The organism is Xanthomonas sp. NCPPB 3005, assembly GCF_041228095.2.
Lineage (GTDB): Bacteria > Pseudomonadota > Gammaproteobacteria > Xanthomonadales > Xanthomonadaceae > Xanthomonas_A > Xanthomonas_A bonasiae.
Map to the genome: position 1 here is coordinate 586608 of NZ_CP166096.2, position 15893 is coordinate 602500.

The window sequence follows — 15893 nt, forward strand, 5'->3', positions numbered from 1 at the left end:
GCCGCTTCTCCCCATTCCCGTTTCCCCAATCCCGACTCCCAGCCTCACTGCGCCTTGATCGCGATCGCCGGCAGCCCGCTGCCGGTGAGCTTCTGCTTGGCCGCGGCCAGTTCGCTGGCGGTGCCGTACGGCCCCATGCGCACGCGGTACACGGTCTTGCCGCTGATCTGCGCCGATTCCACGCGCGCCGACAGGCCCAGCATCGCCAGCTTGGCCTTGGTCGATTCGGCATCGCCGGAGGCGCCGAACGAGCCGGCCTGCAGGATGTAGCGGGCGTTGTCCGGCGCGGCGGCGGCAGCGGCGGGCACGGTCGATGCCGCGGCTGGCTTGGTCGCCGTGGCCACCGTGTTGGCGGGTGCGCCCGCTGCTGCCGTTTCGGGTAGCGGGGTCGGGTTGGACGCTGCCGCCGTCGTTGCCGGCGCGGTGGCGGCCACGGTTGCCGCAGTTGCCGTGGCCGGCGTGGCGGCGGCAGCCGGCTGCGGCGCGCGCGCCTGGCGCGCGGCCTCGGCGCGTGCGCTGGCGGCCAGCTCGGCGTCGGACATCTGCACTTCCTTGCCGGGCAGCAAGGTGTAGAAGTCGTACTGGGTCTGTGCGTCCTTCTTGGCGTCGGGCTTGGTGCTGCCGGCCGCTGTCGCCGCCGGCTTGGGCAGTTCCGGTGCCGCGTCCACGTCGGCATCGGCCACCGGCGCCGGTTGCGCATCCGGATTGGCGCGTGGCCCGCCCACGCGCAGGAAGCCGTCGCCGTCCTTCTTGAACAGGCCCGGTGCCGCCAGGAATACCACTGCCGCGATCGCCACGCCGGCGATCAGCCACACCCATCCGGGCGTGCCGTTGCCGCTGTTGCGCCGCGCCTGCGTCTTACCGCGTCGTGCTGCCATCTACCGCTTCTCCACTCACATTTTTTCCGGGGCGGACACGCCCAGGAGGTTCAGGCCGTTCGCCAGCACTTGCTGCGCCGCCACGGCCAAGGTCAGCTTGGCGTTGCGCTCGCCCGCATCGTCCACCAGCACCGGGGTGCCGTGGTACCAGGTGTGGAACGCGGTCGCCAGTTCGCGCAGGTATTGCGCGATCAGGTGCGGCTCCAGCACATGCCCCGCATTCTCCACCACTTCCGGGTAGCGCGAGAGTTCCAGCATCAGTTCCAGCGAGGTCGCATCGTTCAGCCGGTTCAGCTGGCCCAGGCCGTCGGCCTGGTCGTAGTCCAGTTTCTTCTCCTGCGCCTGGCGCAGCAGGCTGCACACCCGGGCATGCGCGTACTGCACGTAGAACACCGGATTGTCGTTGCTCTGCTGGCGCGCCAGATCGATGTCGAAGGTCAGCTGCGAATCGGGCTTGCGCGCGATCAGGAACCAGCGCGTGGCATCGCGGCCGGCTTCCTCGATCAGGTCGCGCAGGGTCAGGTAGCTGCCGGCGCGCTTGGACAGCTTCACTTCCTCGCCGCCGCGCATCACCGTGACCATCTGGTGCAGCACGTACTCGGGCCAGCCCTTGGGGATGCCCAGGTCCATCGCCTGCAGGCCCGCGCGCACCCGCGCCAGCGAGCCGTGGTGGTCGGCGCCCAGTTCGGTGATCGCACGCACGTAGCCGCGCTGCCACTTGCTCAGGTGATAGGCCACGTCCGGCACGAAGTAGGTATAGCTGCCGTCGGACTTGCGCATCACGCGGTCCTTGTCGTCGCCGAAATCGGTCGATTTCAGCCACAGCGCACCGCCTTCCTCGTAGGTGTGGCCGGAGGCGACCAGCTTCTGCACCGCCTCCTCGACCTTGCCGTCGCGGTACAGCGAGCTTTCCAGGAAGTAGATGTCGAAGTCCACGCCGAACGCGGCCAGGTCGTGGTTCTGCTCGTTGCGCAGATAGGCCACGGCGAAGCGGCGGATCGCCTCCAGGTCGTTCGGATCCTTGGAGCCGGTGACCAGATTGCCTTCCAGGTCCACCGAGTCGCCGGCCAGGTAGGCGTTGGCCACGTCCTGGATGTAGTCGCCGCGGTAGCCTTCTTCCGGCCAGTCGGGACTGTCGGGGGTCTTGCCCTGCGCGCGCGCCTGCACCGAGCGCGCCAGGTTCTCGATCTGGCCGCCGCCGTCGTTGTAGTAGAACTCGCGCTTGGCGTTCCAGCCGTTGGCCTCGAGCAGCCGCGCCAGGCAGTCGCCGATCGCCGCAGCGCGGCCGTGGCCCACGTGCAGCGGGCCGGTCGGGTTGGCCGAGACGTATTCCACGCCCACGGTGCGGCCATTGCCGACCAGGCTGCGGCCGTAGTCCTCGCCCTGCTTGAGCACCGCCAGCACTTCGCGCTGGTAGGCGCTGGGGCTGAGGTGGAAGTTGATGAAGCCGGGGCCGGCGATCTCGACCCGGGTCACCTCGTCGCTGGCCGGCAGCGCGGCGACCAGCTGCTGCGCCAGCGCGCGCGGATTGCCGCGCGCGGCCTTGGCCAGCAGCATCGCGGCATTGGTGGCGAAGTCGCCGTGCTCGCGGGTCTTGGGCCGTTCGACCACGAAGTCCGGCGGCAGGGTGTCGGCCGGCAGGGTGCCGTTGGCGCGCAAGGCTTCGATGCCTTGACCGATCAGGGCGCGGAGTTGGGATTTCACGTGATCTCTGCTTGAAGCGCGGAACCGGCGATTTTACCCGACCCGCCGCCTCCCGGCCCGTGCCGGGTTCAGCCCGACCTCAGGCCGTCCGACGATGGCGGATCGGGGATTGGGCATCTGCGTTGGGCAACGCCGCCGCCGCGCTGCCACGATTCCCGGATTCCGGCTCAGGCCCAGCCGCGCGCCGCCATCGACACCGGCGCCCCGTCGCCGACGATGAAATGGTCCAGCAAGCGGATGTCCACCAAGCCCAGCGCCTGTTTCAGCCGGTGGGTGACGGCGCGGTCGGCGGGGGAGGGTTCCGAGTTCCCCGATGGGTGGTTGTGGCCGATGATCACCGCGGCCGCGTTGTGCGCCAGCGCGCGCCGCACCACTTCGCGCGGATGCACCTCGGCGCCGTCCAGGGTGCCATGGGACAGTTCCTCGAACGCCAGCGAGCGGTGCTTGGTGTCCAGGAACAGCACCGCGAACACTTCGTGCGGCCATGCCCGCAGCCGTTGCGCGAAGTAGCGGCCGGCCGCTCCCGGATCGGTCAGGGTGGTGCCGCGCTCAAGCTCGGCGGCCAGGTGGCGCTTGGCCAGCTCCAGCGCCGCCGACAGCTTGCAGGCCCGTGCCGGGCCGAGCCCCGGCAGGCGGACCAGCTCGCGTGGCGGGCGGTCCAGCAGCATGCGCAGCGGTCCATGCCGATGCAGCAGGTCGCGCGAGGTCCGCACTGCGTCGCTGCCGGGCAGGCCGGAGCCGAGGAAGATCGCCAGCAGTTCGGCGTCGGAGAGGGCGCCGGGACCGCGTGCCAGCAGCTTTTCCCTGGGGCGTTCGGCATCGGGCCAGTCGTTTATGTGCATATCGCCAGATTGGCGGGCGATATGGCGCAACGGTATCAGGGCCGCAAAGGGCCATCGGGTAAGCTAATCGTTCTTGCATGGGTAGGACATTCCCGACGTGACCGGTACTTTCGAGGGGCCCCTGCAGGGGCGGCGTGTGCTGTTGTGCGTGGGCGGCGGCATCGCTGCCTACAAGGCGCTGGAGCTGGTGCGGCGGCTGCGCGAGGCGGGTGCCGAGGTGCAGGTGGCGATGACCGCCGGCGCGCAGCAGTTCGTCACGCCGCTGAGCTTCCAGGCGCTGTCCGCGCACCCGACCCGCACCAGCCTGTGGGACAGCGCCGCCGAGCAGGCGATGGGCCATCTGGAGCTGGCACGCTGGGCCGATCGCGTGGTGGTGGCGCCGGCCACCGCCGACCTGCTGGCGCGGCTCGCCCACGGCCTGGCCGACGATCTGGTGACCACGCTGTGCCTGGCCACCAACGCGCCGCTGACCGTGTGCCCGGCGATGAACCATCGCATGTGGCTGCACTCCGCCACCCAGGCCAATGTCGCCACGCTGTGCCAACGCGGCGCCAGCGTGGTCGGGCCGAACGACGGCCCGCTGGCCGAGGGCGAGTCCGGCCCCGGACGCCTGGCCGAACCGGAAGAGATCGTCGCCGCGCTGGCCGCTGGCCGCGCCGCGGCTGCGGCGCCCCTTGCGGCGCCCACGCCGGTCGCGGCCAGCGCCGGTGGCGGCGCGCTGCACGGCCTGCGCCTGCTGATCAGCGCCGGCCCCACCTACGAGGACCTGGACCCGGTGCGCTACCTCGGCAACCGCAGCAGCGGCAAGATGGGCTATGCCCTGGCCGCCGCGGCCGCGCGGCAGGGCGCGTCGGTGGTGCTGGTCAGCGGCCCGGTGCACCTGCCCACGCCCGACGGCGTGCAGCGCATCGACGTGCGGTCGGCGGCGCAGATGCGCGAAGCGGTGCTGGGCGCGCTGCCCGCCGACATCTACATCGGCACCGCCGCGGTCGCCGACTACACGCCCAGGCAGGTCGCCGCGCAGAAGATCAAGAAGAGCGGCGAGATGCTGACCCTGGAGCTGGTGCGCACGCCCGACATCCTGGCCGAGGTCGCCGCCCAGACCCAGGCGCTGAAGCTGGTGGTCGGCTTCGCCGCCGAGACTCACGACATCGAGCGCTACGCGCGTGGCAAACTCAACGACAAACACCTGGACCTGATCATCGCCAACCAGGTGGGGGTGGCCGGCAACGGCTTCGAGAGCGACCAGAATGCCGCCACCGCCTACTGGCAACAGGGCGCGCGCAGCTTCCCGGCCGTGTCCAAGGCGCAACTGGCCGAACAATTGCTGGCCCTGATCGCGGAGCGACTGCACGCATGACCATTCCGACGCCGTACCCGCTGCAGGTCAAACTGCTCGACCCGCGCTTCGGCGACAGCTGGCCGCTGCCGGACTACGCCACCGAAGCCAGCGCCGGGCTCGATCTGCGCGCGGCCACCGAGGCGCCGCTGACCCTGGCGCCGGGCGATACCGCGCTGATCCCCAGCGGGCTGTCCATCTACATCGCCGATCCGCAGCTGTGCGCGGTGGTGTTGCCGCGTTCCGGGCTGGGCCATCGCCACGGCATCGTGCTCGGCAACGGCACCGGCCTGATCGATGCCGACTACCAGGGGCCGCTGCTGATCAGCGTCTGGAACCGCGGCCGCGAGCCGTTCACCATCGCCCCCGGCGACCGCATCGCGCAACTGGTGGTGATGCCGGTCGTGCGCGTTGCCCTGCAGGTGGTGGATACTTTCGCCGACAGCGCCAGGGGAACGGGTGGATTCGGCCATACCGGAGTGCGCTGACAGGGGATCGTCTGCATGAGCGAGGCAACACAACGGCCGCCGGCGCCGGAGGGTTTGCGCAAGGCGGCGCCGCTGCTGGCGCTGCTGCTGGCTGCGCTGGCCGGCTGGTTCGGCTGGAGCGGCGCGCAGCAATGGCGCAACGAACAAAACGCCACGGAACTGCAGCAGGCGCGCGACGCAGTGGTGGCGCAGACCTCGCAGGCGCTGGCGGCGGTGGCCAAGCGCTTCGCCGCGCAATTGCAGCAGCCCGCGGTGCAGGCGGCCCTGGCGCGCGGCGACGCGACCGCGGCGGCGCAGGCGTTGCGCGAGGGCTGGAAGGACGCGGAAGACGCACACGTGCTGCCCGCCGACCTGAGCGCCGGCTACGCCGACGCGGGCGGCTTCGGCTATGGCCGCCTGGCGCTGCTGGAAAAGGCGTTGCTGACCGACGCGGTCGCCAGCGCGGTGGTGCGCGACGGTGGTGGGGCGCGACTGGGGCTGGCCGCGCCGGTGACCCTGGACACGGGCGCCGGCGTCGCCTACCTGCGCCTGCCGCTGCGCGTGCTGACCGCACCGGTGGCGCAGGCCGCGGTTCCGGCCAGCGGCTATCTGGCGCTGCGCCAGGGCAGCTACGACGTGGTCGGCGCCGGCGATGCCGGCCTGGCCGACCATGGCGACGCGTTGTCGCGGCCGATCGGCACGACCGGGCTGCGGGTGGTCGCGGCGCTGCCCGACGCCGAGCTCGGTCCGCTCGGCCTGGACGCGCTGCCCTGCCTGATCGTCGCCGGCCTGCTCGGCTTTTTGGCCTTGGCGGTGCTGCTGGCCGCGCGCGGCCGCCTGCCGCGGCCGCGCCGCGCCAAGGCCGCCGCCGCGGCGGCCGAGCAGGAGCCCACCCTGCGGCAGAGCCTGCAGCACCGGGAACCGCCACCGGCACCGCCGCTGCCCGAAGGCGAGAGCGCGCCGGCCAGGGCGGTTCCGGCACTGACCGTGCCGGCCGCCATCTTCCGCGCCTACGACATCCGCGGCGTGGTCGGCCGCGATCTCAGCCCGCAGGTCGCCGCCTTGATCGGCCAGGCGATCGGCGCGGTGATGCAGGAGCAGGGCCTGAACGAGGTGGTGGTCGGCCGCGACGGCCGCCTGTCCGGCCCGGAACTGTCGGCGGCGCTGATCGACGGCCTGCGCCGCGCCGGCTGCCACGTCACCGACATCGGCCTGGCGCCGACCCCGGTGGTGTATTTCGCCAGCTTCCACCTGCGTGCCGGCAGTTGCGTGGCGGTGACCGGCAGCCACAACCCGCCGGACTACAACGGTTTCAAGATCGTGGTCGGCGGCGAGACGCTGTCCGGCGCGGCGATCACCGACCTGTACGCGCGGATCAGCGAAGGCCGCCTGCCGACCGCCGCCGAACCGGGGCGGCTGGAGCAGCGCGACGTCGGCGACGATTACATCCAGCGCATCGCCGACGACGTGCAGCTGGATCGCCCACTCAAGGTGGTGGCCGATGCCGGCAACGGCGTGGGCGGCGAACTGGCGCCGCGGCTGCTGGAGGCGATCGGCGCGGAGGTCATCCCGCTGTACTGCGACGTTGACGGCACCTTCCCCAATCATCACCCCGATCCCAGCGAGCCGCACAACCTGGAAGACCTGATCCAGACCGTGAAGCGCTTCGACGCCGACCTGGGCATCGCCTTCGACGGCGATGCCGACCGGCTCGGCGTGGTCACCAAGGAAGGCACGGTGATCTACCCCGATCGCCTGCTGATGCTGTTCGCCGCCGACGTGCTGCAGCGCAATCCCGGCGCGCTGGTGATCTACGACGTCAAGTGCACCGGCAAGCTGTCGGACTACGTGCTGCGCAACGGCGGCAGCCCGATGGTGTGGAAGACCGGGCATTCGCTGATCAAGGCGAAGATGCGCGAGACCGACGCCGAACTGGCCGGCGAAATGAGCGGCCACTTCTTCTTCAAGGAGCGCTGGTACGGCTTCGACGACGGCCTGTACGCGGCGGCGCGGCTGCTGGAGATCCTGGCGCAGCGCGAGGAGAGCCCGTCCGAGGTGCTGGCCGAGCTGCCCGACAGCGTGTCCACGCCGGAGATCAAGCTGCCGCTGGCCGACGGGCAGGACGCGCATGCGCTGGTCGCGCAGCTGGTCGCCATCGCGCAGCAGGAAGGCTCGGCGTTCGCCGGTGCGCGGCTGCTCACCATCGATGGCCTGCGTGCGGACTTCGCCGACGGCTGGGGTCTGGTACGCGCGTCCAACACCACGCCGGTGCTGGTGCTGCGCTTCGAGGCCGACACCACTGCCGCGCTGGAGCGGATCAAGGACCTGTTCCGCAGCCAGTTGCAGGCGCTGCTGCCGTCGCTGGCGGCGGGGTTCTGAGGCGCATGCCGTGTACGCCCGGCGCAGTGCCGGGCGAGGCGGCGTAGCCCGGCCGGCACGCGGAGTGGTGTGGAAACGGCTTCAGCCCGCGACAGGGTTGCCGAGAGCGCAGCGATTCCGGGCGGCGCTCGTCGCGGTTGAAACCGCTCCTGCAGGAAGCGCGGCCAACTCGCTGGGTGTGCTGCAGGAGGGGCTTCAGCCCCGACTCCAACCGAAGCCGCGCAGGCATCCGGGCTTCGCTCGTCGCGACTGAAGTCGCTCCCACAAGGGACTCGCGGCCAACTCGCTGGGTGCACTGTGGGAGGGACTTCAGTCCCGACACCAGCCGAAGCCGCGCAGGCATCCGGGCTTCGCTCGTCGCGACTGAAGTCGCTCCTACAAGGGACTCGCGGCTAACTCGCTGGGTGCACTGTAGGAGGGACTTCAGTCCCGACTCCGGCCGAAGCCGAGTAGGCATCCGGGCTTCGCTCGTCGCGACTGAAGTGGTTCCCACAAGGGACTCGCGGCCAACTCGCTGGGTGCACTGTAGGAGGGACTTCAGTCCCGACACCAGCCGAAGCCGCACAGGCATCCGGGCTTCGTTCGTCGCGATTGAAGTCGCTCCTACAAGGGGCTCGCGGCCAACTCACTGGGTGCACTGTAGGAGGGACTTCAGTCCCGACTCCAGCCGAAGCCGCCCAGGCGTCCGGACTTCGCTCGTCGCGACTGAAGTCGCTCCCACAAGGGACTTGCGGCCTACTTGCTGGATGCACTGTGGGAGGAACTTCAGTCCCGGCATCCCTGCCGCGGCGACCTGGCTAGCGCCGCTGGCCGCGCGCTGCGTTTAGCCGCTGTTCGCCGGCGCAGCCGGCGCCGTTCCGGTCGCGGGCCGCTTCGCCGCACGATAGCGTTGCAGCGCGTCGTCGATTTCCTGGTTCAGGCCAAGCCGCTGCTGTTCGAAGTTCTTCTGCATGCGCAGCTGCCACAGCAGCGCGCGATGCCGCTGCTGCACGTCCTCGACGATCTTGCCGGTCACCTTCTGCCCGGCCAGTTCGCGCGCGCCGGCGTTGGCGAGCAGGCCGACCAGTCCTTCGCGCAGGCTGTTGACGTTGTAGCGCGCGGTGTTGATGTTGTTGTCGACGATGCCGATGCGCTCGGAGAACACCCGGCGCAATTCCTCTTCGGTCTGGAACGACAGCAGCATCGCCTGGTCGGTGCGCTTGCGCGTCTCCAGCGCCGCCTGGTCGGCGCGCTGCTGCGCGGCATCGGCGGCGGCCGCGGCGCGCTCCTCGGCATTCAGCGCACGGCCGACCGCGCCGCTGCGCATCCCGCTCTTGGCGTTGAACTCGTCGCGCGCCTGGTTCACCGCTTCCGGCGGCAGCGCATCGCTGCATACGCGCTGCCCGCCCTGGTTCCAGCAGTACAGCTTCTTGGATGGCGCCGGCTGCGCTGCGGCCGGCAACGCAATCAGCGCGAGCAGGACCGGCAACGCGGCCCGGCCCCACGGTCGTTGGATCGGCATCATGGCAGCCCCCTGCTGTCAGCCTGACGGATCGCAGCCGTAGCGTGCCCGGTAGGCCAGCAGCGGTTCGCGGAAGCCGACAAGGTCCGCGTTTCCATCGATGAATGCAAGCAGATCGCCCAGGTGCGCGACCGACACGACAGGAACGCCGGCCTCCGCCGCCACCGCCTGCGCCGCCGAGCGCCGGTCGTGCTCGCCGGCGATCTCCTGGCGGTCCAGCGCGACCAGGATCGCCGCCGGGATGCCGCCGGCCTCGCGGATGATCGCCAGCGCCTCGCGGATCGCGGTGCCGGCGGTGATCACGTCGTCCACGATCAGCACCCGGCGCCCGGCCAGCGGCGCGCCGATCAGGCTGCCGCCTTCGCCATGGGTCTTGGCTTCCTTGCGGTTGAACGCCAGCGGCAGGTTGCGGTCGCGCTGCGCGTACTCGCAGGCCAGCGCGGTCGCCAGCGGAATGCCCTTGTAGGCCGGGCCGAACAGCAGATCGAAGTCGAGCCCGGCGGCGTCGGCCGCATCGGCGTAGCACGCCGCCAGGCGCGCCACCGTGCTCCCGGAATCGAAGCGCCCGGCATTGAAGAAATAGGGGCTGACGCGCCCGGACTTCAGCGTGAACTCGCCGAAGCGCAGCGCCTGCGCATCCAGGGCCAATTGCAGGAAACGTTGCCGGTAGTCGGTCATTGGGATGCCGGGAATGGGGAATGGAGAATCGGGAATGGCTAAAAGCATAGCGGTTGTTCTGTCTTCGCGGTCTCACTGGGGTACGCTTTGCCGATTCCCTATTCCCTTTTCCCAATTCCCGGCTCTTCATGCGTATCGTCAGTTTCAATGCCAACGGCCTGCGTTCGGCCGCCACCAAGGGCTTCTTCGAGTGGTTTTCCGGCCAGCACGCCGATGTGCTGTGCGTGCAGGAAACCAAGGCGCAGGAGCATCAGCTGGCCGGGCCGGCGTTCCTGCCGGACGGCTACCGCGCCTGGTTCCGCGATGCCAGCACCAAGAAGGGCTACAGCGGCGTGGCCATCTACAGCAAGCGCGAGCCGGACGAGGTGCGTACCGCGCTGGGCTGGCCCGAGTTCGACGAGGAGGGCCGCTACCTGGAGGCGCGCTTCGGCAACCTGAGCGTGGTCTCGTTCTACATTCCCTCCGGCTCGTCGGGCGAACTGCGCCAGGGCTACAAGTTCCAGGTCATGGACTGGCTGCGGCCGATCCTGGCCGAATGGCTGGCCAGCGGCCGCGACTACGTGCTGTGCGGCGACTGGAACATCGTGCGCTCGGCGCTGGACATCAAGAACTGGAAGTCCAACCAGAAGAATTCCGGCTGCCTGCCGGCCGAGCGCGACTGGCTCAACGGCCTGTGCGCCGATCGCGCCGAAGACGCCGATCCGGCCAGCGGCCGCGGCTGGGTCGATGCCTACCGCGCGCTTCACCCGGAGGGTCAGGACTACACCTGGTGGAGCAACCGCGGCGCCGCGCGCGCCAACGACGTGGGTTGGCGCATCGACTACCAGTTCGTGACCCCGACGCTGCGCGAGCGCCTGCAGGGCTGCGCGATCTATACCGCGCAGCGCTTCTCCGACCATGCGCCGTTCGTGGTGGACTACCGCGAATGAGCCAGGCCGCGTCCGCGCCGGCCTCCTACAAGGGCTGGGCCGGGATCAAGCGCGCCTTCGCCACGCCGTCGGCGGCGACGATGGCGCTGCTCGGCTTCGGCAGCGGCCTGCCGTTCCTGTTGATCGCCTCGCAGACCCTGTCCACGCGCTTGCGCGACGTCGGCCTGGACCTGGGCAGCATCGGCCTGATCAGCCTGGCCAGCTTCTTCTACCTGCTCAAGTTCCTGTGGGCGCCGCTGCTGGACCGCTATCCGTTCCCGCTGGTCGCGTTCCTGGGCCGGCGCCGCTCGTGGCTGCTGGTGTCGCAGCTGGGGGTCACGATCGGCTTGGCGGCGCTGGCGCTGATGCGTCCGGAACTGAGCATCGGCGGCCTGGTGCTGTGGGTGCTGATCGCCTCCTTCGCCGGCGCCACCCAGGATTCGGTGGTCGATGCGTACCGGATCGAGATCGCCCCGGCGACGGCGCAGGCCGCGCTCGCCGCGACCTACACCTTCGGCTACCGCATCGGCCTGATCCTGTCCGGCGCCGGCGCGCTGTACCTGGCCCAGTTCGGCGACTGGACCCTGGCCTATCTGGTGATGGCCGGGCTGATGCTGCTGCCGATCGCCACCACCTTGCTGTGCCGCGAACCGGAGGTGCCGGCGGCCACGGTGGTGCGCAAGATCGACGTGGTCGGCGCGTTCTGGCAGCCGATTTCCAGCTTCTTCACCAGCAACGGCCTGGCGCTGGGGCTGGGGCTGCTGCTGTTCGTGGGCCTGTTCAAGTTTCCCGACCAGGTGATCGGGGTGATGTCCGGCCCGTTCTACCTCGATTCGGGCTTCAGCAAGGCCGACATCGCCACCGTCTCCAAGCTGTTCGGGGTGTGGATGGGCATCGCCGGCGCGTTCGCCGGCGGCCTGGCGGTGGCGGCGTTCGGCTTCCGGCGCATGCTGTTCGTCGCCGCGCTGGGTGTGGCGCTGTCGAACCTGGCGTTCCTGCTGATGGCTCACCATCCCGGGCAGCTGTGGTCGTTCTACGCCGCGCTCAGCGCTGACAACCTGTTCCAGGGCTTCGCCGGCACCGTGCTGGTCGCATTCATGTCGTCGCTGACCGACCGCAATTTCACCGCCACCCAGTACGCGCTGCTGGTGTCGCTGGCCAACCTGCCGGGCAAGTTCGTCGGTGGCGCTTCCGGCTACATCGTCGAGGCCACGTCCTACAGCACCTTCTTCGTGCTCAGCGCGTTCACGGTGATTCCGACCCTGCTGCTGCTGGCCTGGCTGTGGCCGCGGATCCGCGAACAACCGGCCCCCGCCGCGCCGCAGGCGGATTGAAAGCCCGCTCGGAGTTGCGGATGATGCACGGCAGCGCATGGGGTGCGCCGCCGTCCGTCAGGGAGTCCGCATGACCGATCTGCTGTTGCGCGACATCGACCCCATCCTGGTCGATCGGATCCGCCGCATCGCCGTGGCCCGCGGCTGGACCCAGCACCAGACCGTGCTCAACCTGATCGAGCAGGGCCTGTTTGCCAGCGAGCATGAAGTGCGCAGCGGCTTCGAGAACCCGGAAGTGGATGCCTTGTCCGAGGCGATCGCCGCGTTGCGCGAACTGCCGGCCGGCGCCGGCTTCTGAGCCGCGCGTCGGTGCCCGTGACGCGGGCCGCTGCCGCTGCGGTCAGGCCAGGTGGATCGCGCCGAGGATGCGCGGTCCACGCGCGCCGCTGACCGAAGGCAGGTTGCCGGGCAGCCCGGCCAGGGTCTGCCGCGCCAGCCAGGCGAAGCCCATCGCTTCCACGTAGTCCGGATCCAGGCCAAGCGCCTGCGTGGACAGCACCTGCACGCCCGGCAGCCGTGCCTGCAGCCGCGCCAGCAACAGCGGGTTGTGCACGCCGCCGCCGCAGACCAGCAGTTGCCGGGTCGCCGGCTGCTGCGCCAGCAGCGCGTCGGCCACGGTGGCCGCGGTCAGTTCCAGCAAGGTCGCCTGCACCGCCGCGGCCGGATGCGCGGCCGGCTCCAGCAGCGCATCCACCCAGCGCAGGTGGAACTGTTCGCGCCCGGTGCTCTTGGGCGGGGCCAGCGCGAACCAGGGATCGGCCAGCAAGCGCTGCAGCAGGCCGTCGTCGACCTGGCCGCTGGCGGCGAAGGCGCCAGCGGCATCGTAGGGCTGGCCCAGATGCCGCTGGCACCAGGCATCGAGCAGTGCGTTGGCCGGGCCGGTGTCGAACCCGCGCACGCTGCCGTGCGCCGGCAGCAGGGTCAGGTTGCCGATCCCGCCCAGGTTCAGCACCGCGCGGTCCTCGTGCGCCGCGCCCAGCATCGCCGCATGGAAGGCCGGCATCAGCGGCGCGCCGTGGCCGCCGGCGGCGACGTCGCGGCGGCGGAAGTCGCACACCGTGGCGATGCCGGTCAGCTCGGCGATGCGGTTGCCGTCGCCCATTTGCCAGGTGAAGGCCGGATCGGCCAACGGCCGGTGGCGTACGGTCTGTCCGTGCGAGCCGATCGCGCGCACCTCGGCAGGCGCGACGCCGGCGTCCTCGAGCAGGCGCAGCGCGGCCTCGGCGAAGGCGATCGCCACTTCCGCGTCGAGCCGGCCCAGCGTGTCCAGCGAATCGATCTCGCCGCCTTCGCCCAGCGCGATCAGCGCCTCGCGCTGACGCGGCGCCCAGGCATAGGTGCGGCCCAGGCGCAGCTGCGCCTGGCCATCGGCGCCGAAGCGCACCAGCGCGGCGTCGATGCCATCGGCACTGGTGCCGGACATCAGACCGAGAAACAGGGACGCGTCGTCGATTGCGATCGGATCGGGCATTGCGGGCACCAGGCAGCGTCAGTAGCGCAGCGTGGGCGAGGGGCGGCGGCGCGTCAATCCGCGCCGCCGTGGCGGGGCCGCTTTGCGGCTCAGCCCGCGTCGCTGGACTGCGCCGACCTGACCGAGGCGACGGTCTTCTTCTTCTTCGCCGGGGCGTCGCCCTTCGCCGGTGCGGCGTCGGCGTAGATCAGCTTCTCCACGCGCTGGATGCGCGCCAGCGCGGGCGAGGTCTGCGCACGGAACGCGGCCAGCTCGGTGCCGGCCAGCGGCGTCGGCGGCGGCATCGTCACCGAGGCCGGATTGCGCTGCACGCCGTCCACACGGAATTCGTAATGCAGGTGCGGGCCGGTGGCCATGCCGGTCATGCCGACGAAGCCGATCACCGTGCCCTGGTTGATGCGCTGGCCGGGCTTGATCCCGCCGAAGCGCGACATGTGCCCGTACAGCGTGCTGTAGCCCTTGCCGTGGTCCAGGATCACCACGTTGCCGTAGCCGCGCTGGGTGCCGACGAACTGCACCCGCGCATCGCCGGCGGCCATGATCGGCGTGCCCGACGGCGCCGCGTAGTCGATGCCCTTGTGCATGCGCATGGTGCCCAGCACCGGATGCTTGCGCGCGCCGAAGGTCGAGCTGATGCGGCTGTAGGACACCGGCATGCGGATGAAGCTCTTCTTCAGCGGCCGCCCGCTGACGTCGAAGTACTCGGCCGGCTTGCCGTCGCGCTCGAAGCGGAAGCCGCTGTAGGTCTTGCCGCGGGTGGTGAAGGTCGCCGCCAGGATCTTGCTGGTGTCGATCCGCTCGCCTTCGCGCCAAGTCTCGTCCATCACCACGCTGAAGCGGTCGCCCGGCTGCAGGTCCTTGTCGAAGTCGATGTCGTACTTGAAGATCTCGTCGGTCATCGTCGCGATCGCCGACGGCGACAGCCCCGCCTTGCGCGCGGCCACGTACAGCGAGCTGGTGATTTCGCCGCTGATGACCGCGGTGCGGGTGCTGGTCTCGCGCTCGGTCACCTTTTCGCGGATGTCGTCGCCGAGCAGCGACAGTTCCACGCGATGGGTGGCGTCGCGGTCGAAGCGGATGCCGCGCAGGCTGCCGGCCACCGGCAGGTCGAAGCCGATCTCGGCGCCGGGGCGCAGCTTGGTCAGCGCCTCGCGCGTGCCGGGGTGGTCCAGTACCTGATGCATCACCGTGGCCGGGATGTCGAGCTGTTCGAACACCGCGCCCAGGGTCTGCCCGGGCTGGATCCGCACCACCTGCCAGCTGTCGCCGGCCACGCCCTGCTGCTGGGCCAGCGAGATCGGCGGCAACGGCAGCGCCAGGGTCGCGTGCGTGGTCTGCAGCGGCACGTCGATCGCATTGGAGAAGCCGGGCACGATCGTGGCCACCAGCGCGCCGATGGTGGCGAACAGGCTGGCGTGGATCCAGTGGCGGCGCGTCCAGCGGCCGGCGGGGAAGTGCTGCGTCAGCTGCCGATGCAGTGCGGTGTCGTGAAGCACATGGAGACGTTGCTGGAAGCGCTGCTTGCGCGCGCGTTCCTGTTCGGTTTCGCTGTTCTGCATCAAGGCTTCCTCATGAGCTCGAAGCGCGAGCTCAAAACTCGGCTACCATAAACATCGATCAACAGCGCGTCAAACCATTGAACCGGCTCAGGTTTTCGCCGGGCGCGCGGTTAACTCGCACTTAACGTCATTCATGTTGCCTGGCGGCAACCCGTCGGAGTTCCGTTTTGTCCACGATTGAAGAGTCTCTTGCCCTGATCGGCCGCGGTGCCGACGAAATCCTCAAGCGCGAGGAACTGGAAGCGCGGTTGCGTGCCGGCCGCCCGTTGCGCGTCAAGGCCGGTTTCGACCCGACCGCGCCGGACCTGCACATCGGCCATACCGTGTTGCTGAACAAGATGCGCCAGTTCCAGCAGCTGGGCCACCAGGTGATTTTCCTGATCGGCGACTTCACCGGCATGATCGGCGATCCCACCGGCAAGAACGTCACCCGCAAGCCGCTGACCCGCGAGGACGTGCTCGCCAACGCGCGCACCTACGAGGAGCAGGTATTCAAGGTGCTGGACCGCGAGCGCACCGAAGTGCGCTTCAACTCCGAGTGGTTCGGGCAGATGAGCGCGGCCGACATGATCCGCCTGGCCGGGCAGCACACGGTGGCGCGCATGCTCGAGCGCGACGACTTCGCCAAGCGCTATGCCGCGCAGCAGTCCATCGCCATCCACGAATTCCTGTATCCGCTGGTGCAGGGCTACGATTCGGTGGCGTTGAAGGCCGACGTCGAGCTGGGCGGCACCGATCAGAAGTTCAACCTGCTGATGGGGCGTGGCCTGCAGGAGCATTACGGACAGCCGGCGCAGATCGTGCTGACCATGCCGTTGCTGGAGGGCCTGGAC

At 70.0% G+C, this 15893-nt stretch carries 14 protein-coding genes (1 of these 14 only partly in view); 7 read left to right on the forward strand and 7 right to left on the reverse strand.

Going from position 1 to position 15893, the window contains the following annotated elements; translation table 11 throughout:
- Positions 1 to 44: 44 nt before the first annotated feature.
- From AB8810_RS02725 to radC, 3 genes are all read right to left on the reverse strand, one after another.
- Positions 45 to 878: an SPOR domain-containing protein gene (locus AB8810_RS02725; RefSeq protein ID WP_369915504.1), complete on the reverse strand. Its 834-nt coding sequence runs from the start codon at positions 876 to 878 to the stop codon at positions 45 to 47.
- 15 nt (positions 879 to 893) lie between these two features.
- Positions 894 to 2582 carry an arginine--tRNA ligase gene (gene argS, locus AB8810_RS02730; protein WP_179570904.1) on the reverse strand — a complete coding sequence of 563 codons (1689 nt, stop codon included), beginning with the start codon at positions 2580 to 2582 and terminating at the stop codon, positions 894 to 896.
- Positions 2583 to 2749: 167 nt separating this feature from the next.
- Complete coding sequence (gene radC, locus AB8810_RS02735; RefSeq protein WP_179570903.1) at positions 2750 to 3424, reverse strand: DNA repair protein RadC; 675 nt, start codon at positions 3422 to 3424, stop codon at positions 2750 to 2752.
- 136 nt (positions 3425 to 3560) lie between these two features.
- Between radC and coaBC the strand changes: the two genes are divergently transcribed.
- From coaBC to AB8810_RS02750, 3 genes are read left to right on the forward strand one after another with little or no spacing between them, the layout of a single operon-like run.
- Complete coding sequence (gene coaBC / locus AB8810_RS02740; RefSeq protein ID WP_369916603.1) at positions 3561 to 4784, forward strand: bifunctional phosphopantothenoylcysteine decarboxylase/phosphopantothenate--cysteine ligase CoaBC; 1224 nt, start codon at positions 3561 to 3563, stop codon at positions 4782 to 4784.
- Positions 4781 to 5251, forward strand: coding sequence for a dUTP diphosphatase (dut, locus tag AB8810_RS02745; protein ID WP_009588584.1), 471 nt, complete (start codon positions 4781 to 4783; stop codon positions 5249 to 5251). The genes coaBC and dut overlap by 4 nt, the downstream gene beginning before the upstream one ends.
- Positions 5252 to 5266: 15 nt before the next feature.
- Positions 5267 to 7609 carry a phosphomannomutase/phosphoglucomutase gene (locus AB8810_RS02750; protein ID WP_369915505.1) on the forward strand — a complete coding sequence of 781 codons (2343 nt, stop codon included), beginning with the start codon at positions 5267 to 5269 and terminating at the stop codon, positions 7607 to 7609.
- Between the two features lie 823 nt (positions 7610 to 8432).
- Here the strand turns inward: AB8810_RS02750 and AB8810_RS02755 are convergent.
- A complete protein-coding gene (locus AB8810_RS02755) occupies positions 8433 to 9113 on the reverse strand; it encodes a hypothetical protein (RefSeq protein WP_369915506.1) in 681 nt (226 codons plus the stop codon).
- 15 nt (positions 9114 to 9128) lie between these two features.
- A complete protein-coding gene (gene pyrE, locus AB8810_RS02760; protein WP_179570900.1) occupies positions 9129 to 9788 on the reverse strand; it encodes an orotate phosphoribosyltransferase in 660 nt (219 codons plus the stop codon).
- A gap of 128 nt (positions 9789 to 9916) precedes the next feature.
- On the opposite strand from pyrE, the gene AB8810_RS02765 reads away from it, so the two are divergent.
- The 3 genes from AB8810_RS02765 (at position 9917) to AB8810_RS02775 (ending at position 12328) form a co-directional block, all read left to right on the forward strand.
- Positions 9917 to 10717, forward strand: a complete 801-nt coding sequence (locus tag AB8810_RS02765) for an exodeoxyribonuclease III (RefSeq protein ID WP_179570899.1) — start codon at positions 9917 to 9919, stop codon at positions 10715 to 10717.
- Complete coding sequence (locus AB8810_RS02770) at positions 10714 to 12030, forward strand: MFS transporter (RefSeq protein WP_179570898.1); 1317 nt, start codon at positions 10714 to 10716, stop codon at positions 12028 to 12030. Before AB8810_RS02765 ends, AB8810_RS02770 begins: the two co-directional genes overlap by 4 nt.
- A gap of 70 nt (positions 12031 to 12100) precedes the next feature.
- Positions 12101 to 12328 carry a hypothetical protein gene (locus AB8810_RS02775; protein WP_145706592.1) on the forward strand — a complete coding sequence of 76 codons (228 nt, stop codon included), beginning with the start codon at positions 12101 to 12103 and terminating at the stop codon, positions 12326 to 12328.
- Between the two features lie 42 nt (positions 12329 to 12370).
- On the opposite strand, the gene AB8810_RS02780 is transcribed toward AB8810_RS02775, so the two are convergent.
- Together AB8810_RS02780 and AB8810_RS02785 are read right to left on the reverse strand one after the other, a co-directional pair.
- Positions 12371 to 13501, reverse strand: coding sequence for an anhydro-N-acetylmuramic acid kinase (locus tag AB8810_RS02780; protein ID WP_369915507.1), 1131 nt, complete (start codon positions 13499 to 13501; stop codon positions 12371 to 12373).
- 89 nt (positions 13502 to 13590) lie between these two features.
- Positions 13591 to 15060, reverse strand: a complete 1470-nt coding sequence (locus AB8810_RS02785; protein WP_369915508.1) for a peptidoglycan DD-metalloendopeptidase family protein — start codon at positions 15058 to 15060, stop codon at positions 13591 to 13593.
- A gap of 167 nt (positions 15061 to 15227) precedes the next feature.
- Here AB8810_RS02785 and tyrS point away from each other — a divergent pair, with 167 nt between their 5' ends.
- On the forward strand, positions 15228 to 15893 hold the 5' portion of the coding sequence (tyrS, locus tag AB8810_RS02790) for a tyrosine--tRNA ligase (RefSeq protein ID WP_179570895.1). 546 nt of this gene lie beyond the right edge of the window; the window shows 666 of its 1212 coding nt (coding positions 1-666); the start codon lies at positions 15228 to 15230; its stop codon lies beyond the right edge, outside the window.

What these genes read in the sequence shown, in the direction of transcription:
- AB8810_RS02750 (WP_369915505.1), top strand. Translation starts at nt 5,267, where the DNA reads ATGAGCGAGGCAACACAACGGCCGCCGGCGCCGGAGGGTTTGCGCAAG.
- AB8810_RS02770 (WP_179570898.1), top strand. Translation starts at nt 10,714, where the DNA reads ATGAGCCAGGCCGCGTCCGCGCCGGCCTCCTACAAGGGCTGGGCCGGG.
- AB8810_RS02725 (WP_369915504.1), bottom strand. Translation starts at nt 878, where the DNA reads ATGGCAGCACGACGCGGTAAGACGCAGGCGCGGCGCAACAGCGGCAAC.
- pyrE (WP_179570900.1), bottom strand. Translation starts at nt 9,788, where the DNA reads ATGACCGACTACCGGCAACGTTTCCTGCAATTGGCCCTGGATGCGCAG.
- AB8810_RS02775 (WP_145706592.1), top strand. Translation starts at nt 12,101, where the DNA reads ATGACCGATCTGCTGTTGCGCGACATCGACCCCATCCTGGTCGATCGG.
- radC (WP_179570903.1), bottom strand. Translation starts at nt 3,424, where the DNA reads ATGCACATAAACGACTGGCCCGATGCCGAACGCCCCAGGGAAAAGCTG.
- AB8810_RS02780 (WP_369915507.1), bottom strand. Translation starts at nt 13,501, where the DNA reads ATGCCCGATCCGATCGCAATCGACGACGCGTCCCTGTTTCTCGGTCTG.
- AB8810_RS02785 (WP_369915508.1), bottom strand. Translation starts at nt 15,060, where the DNA reads ATGCAGAACAGCGAAACCGAACAGGAACGCGCGCGCAAGCAGCGCTTC.
- dut (WP_009588584.1), top strand. Translation starts at nt 4,781, where the DNA reads ATGACCATTCCGACGCCGTACCCGCTGCAGGTCAAACTGCTCGACCCG.
- AB8810_RS02755 (WP_369915506.1), bottom strand. Translation starts at nt 9,113, where the DNA reads ATGATGCCGATCCAACGACCGTGGGGCCGGGCCGCGTTGCCGGTCCTG.
- AB8810_RS02765 (WP_179570899.1), top strand. Translation starts at nt 9,917, where the DNA reads ATGCGTATCGTCAGTTTCAATGCCAACGGCCTGCGTTCGGCCGCCACC.